This window comes from Pseudonocardia adelaidensis, assembly GCF_039543345.1.
GTDB classification, from domain to species: Bacteria; Actinomycetota; Actinomycetes; order Mycobacteriales; family Pseudonocardiaceae; genus Pseudonocardia; species Pseudonocardia adelaidensis.
The window spans coordinates 1-2,220 of record NZ_BAABJO010000075.1 but is presented as its reverse complement, the minus strand read 5'-3'; the positions used below and the strand labels follow the sequence as shown (position 1 = coordinate 2,220).

Annotated in this window: 3 protein-coding genes; 1 reads left to right on the top strand and 2 read right to left on the bottom strand. The window is 70.8% G+C overall.

The genetic code is table 11. The features are described from left to right. Window positions 1-226 precede the first annotated feature (226 nt). Together ABEA81_RS42220 and ABEA81_RS42215 are read right to left on the bottom strand one after the other, a co-directional pair. On the bottom strand, window positions 227-769 hold the full coding sequence (locus tag ABEA81_RS42220; protein WP_345613676.1) for a DUF3224 domain-containing protein: 543 nt from the start codon (window positions 767-769) through the stop codon (window positions 227-229). A gap of 57 nt (window positions 770-826) precedes the next feature. Then, entirely contained in the window at window positions 827-1,654 is an 828-nt protein-coding gene (locus ABEA81_RS42215) for an alpha/beta fold hydrolase (RefSeq protein WP_345613674.1), read from the bottom strand. Window positions 1,655-1,704: 50 nt separating this feature from the next. Between ABEA81_RS42215 and ABEA81_RS42210 the strand changes: the two genes are divergently transcribed. Then, window positions 1,705-2,220, top strand: a 516-nt coding sequence (locus ABEA81_RS42210; RefSeq protein WP_345613673.1) for a TetR/AcrR family transcriptional regulator, incomplete at its 3' end; no start/stop codon positions are given.

Below are 2,220 nucleotides of genomic sequence, written 5' to 3'. Positions count from 1 at the left end.
CGCCCCACGCCGGATGCTCGGCCGCGACCGTGCAGAGCTTGAACGCCGCCGCCCAAGCTGGACGTGAGCTCGCGTCGGGCACCCGCCGCTGCCGGTCGAGTCCCGTGGGGTCGGCGCGGTCGCACACCGCTCGTCGAGAGGGCCCGCGCGTGGGCCGACTGCGCCGTGGATCGTGAGATCCATCCCTGATGGGTCAGCCGCGGTGCCAATCCGGCGTCGAATGTCGTCACGTGCCGGTCGGCGCAGGAGCATCGGCTTCAGTGTCTCTCCCGGCGTCCGCGGCCGGCTTGTCCTCGAACCAGCACACGAACTCGTCCTCCGCGTGCATGGTGCCGTCGACGTCGGGCTTCGCGGTGAACGCGCCGCGTCCGCGGATGCCGGCCAGCTCGCCGGTCCCGGAACCCGGCTGAACGGTCCAGCTGCCGCTGACCTCGCCGTTGCTGTGGTTGCGCCCGTGCGCGGTGAGGATGAAGGAGCCCTTCCTCCCGTCGATGCTGCCGACGATCCGCTCGATGCCGGTGGTGATCCCGCTGCCGTCCGGGCGTAGCACGCGCAGGTGGTCGGCGTACCCCATGCCCTGGATCGCGCCGCTGAAGCGCTCGGTCAGCACGGTGGAGACCAGCATGGAGCCGTCCTCGTGGGTGCTGATGTCGTGCTTCTCGTAGCCGATCACCTCGACCCGGCTGCGGTGCCGAGTGGCGTGCGCGGGGGGTTGCTGGGCGTCCAGGCCCTCGGTCGTGTCGGCGAGTCCGCCCCACTGGAAGGTCATTCGTCGTTCCTCCGATCTTCTCTGTCTTCGCCGTCCGGGTGGTCCCGGAGGTGCTGGTCAGTCGGTGAGCGCGCGCCGGATCGCGGCGGCAGTCGCCTCAGGGGTGGCCGCGTACGGCATGTGGCCGCCCGACAGCTCACGCAGTTCGGTGCCTAGCTGATCTGCAAGCCAGCAAGCGGCCCGGAAAGGCAGGGCAGCGTGGTTGTGCGGGTCCCCCATGACGGTCACCGGGACGTCGACTCGGCGCAGGACCCGCCGCAGGCTCGCTGGTTCGGGTCGGTGATCGACGAGTGCGGGGATCTCCAGGTCGAAGAAGACCGTCGCGTTGGCGAACATCCGCTCGCGCAGGTGCGGTGGGAGCTGCTCGAACGCCTCCCCGATCGACAGGCGGACGTGGTTGCGGAACTCCTCGCGGACCGCGCTGTGCCTGATCGCCCGAGCCGCGGACGCAAGGAGCCCTTTCGCGGCCTGCTCGCCGTCGTCGAGCACGGCGAACAGCGGCGGCTCGTGCACGAGCGCAGCCCCGACCAGCGCGGGGCGCCGGACCAGCAGCTCGAGCAGGACGACCCCGCCGAGGCTGCCGCCCCACACGGCGCACGGGGCCAGTCCGAGCGCCTCGATCAGTCCGGCCGCGTCGTCGGCCTGCTCGGCGATGCTGGTGGCGTGCCAACCGGACGGCCGCGGGCTCCTGCCGTTTGCGCGCCGGTCGTAGGTGACTGTGCGGAAGTCGTCGGCGAGCAGGTCCGCCACCGCCGCATGGTGCGTGGCGTCCACCGTCCCGCCCGGGATCAGCAGCAGCGACGGCCCGGCGCCGCGCTCCTCGTAGTAGAGGCGGGCAGCATTGATCTCGACATGGCCACTGCGAGTGGCCGATGCAAGCACCATGCCGGTAAATTATGCCTATGGCTGGCACATGTCAAAGAGAGGCACTTTCTGTGGCTGATCAGGCGCCGCCGTCGGGCGGGTTGCGGGAGCGGAAGAAGGCGCTGACCCGCGCCACGATCGAGGCCAAGGCACTCGAGCGGTTCGTCGCCGAGGGGTACGAGCAGGCCCGGCTGGAGGACATCTGCGCCGACGCCGTGGTGTCGCTGCGGACGTACTTCCGCTACTTCACCTCGAAGGAAGACCTGGTGCTCAGGCGCCTGCGGTCCCATCTCGACCTCGCCGAGGAGCTCTTCGACCGCCGTCCGGCAAACGAACCGCTGCTCGAGTCGCTACACGCCGTGATCAACCAGGCGGTGGCGGACTACGCCGCCGAGCCGGAGCGGGAACTGACTCGGCTCCGCCTCGTCTCCGGTACCCCAGCGCTGGAAGCCGGGCTGGCTGCTGTGTTCGCTGGCTTCGAGCGGCTCGTCCGCCGCGTCACCGTAGCTCGCCTTAACGAGATCGACGACGCCCGGCGCCCGCGGCTGGTCGCCGCGGGCGCGGTCGCCGCCTTTCGGGTCGGGCTC